Here is a 312-nt window from a genome sequence, read left to right as displayed (position 1 = left end):
CCGGGTGGGTGCTCATCGCGGCGACTCGAAGTCCGCGCTGTGCGGGCTTCGGACAGCCCCTTGAAGGAGTTTTTTATGGCTAATGGCACTGTGAAGTGGTTCAACGCGGAAAAGGGCTTCGGCTTCATCGAGCAGGAGGGTGGCGGTCCTGACGTGTTCGCCCACTACTCGAACATCAACGCCAACGGCTTCCGTGAGCTGCTCGAGGGCCAGAAGGTCGAGTTCGACGTCACGCAGGGCCAGAAGGGCCCGCAGGCCGAGAACATTCGTCCGCTGTAGTTTCTGCCACGGCACCCGCCTGGTAGCGAGGGG

At 62.5% G+C, this 312-nt stretch carries 1 protein-coding gene; it reads left to right on the top strand.

What is annotated here, in order from left to right; translation table 11 throughout:
• Window positions 1–75: 75 nt before the first annotated feature.
• Window positions 76–279 carry a cold-shock protein gene (locus C7C46_RS33015; protein WP_030918248.1) on the top strand — a complete coding sequence of 68 codons (204 nt, stop codon included), beginning with the start codon at window positions 76–78 and terminating at the stop codon, window positions 277–279.
• The last annotated feature ends 33 nt before the right edge of the window (window positions 280–312 follow it).

It is taken from the genome of Streptomyces tateyamensis (assembly GCF_003205575.1).
Classification (GTDB): Bacteria; Actinomycetota; Actinomycetes; order Streptomycetales; family Streptomycetaceae; genus Kitasatospora; species Kitasatospora tateyamensis.
This window is presented reverse-complemented; position numbering and strand designations above follow the sequence as displayed.

Bases quoted from the DNA above. Each gene is read 5' to 3' on its own strand.
- C7C46_RS33015 (WP_030918248.1), top strand. From the start codon at position 76: ATGGCTAATGGCACTGTGAAGTGGTTCAACGCGGAAAAGGGCTTCGGC.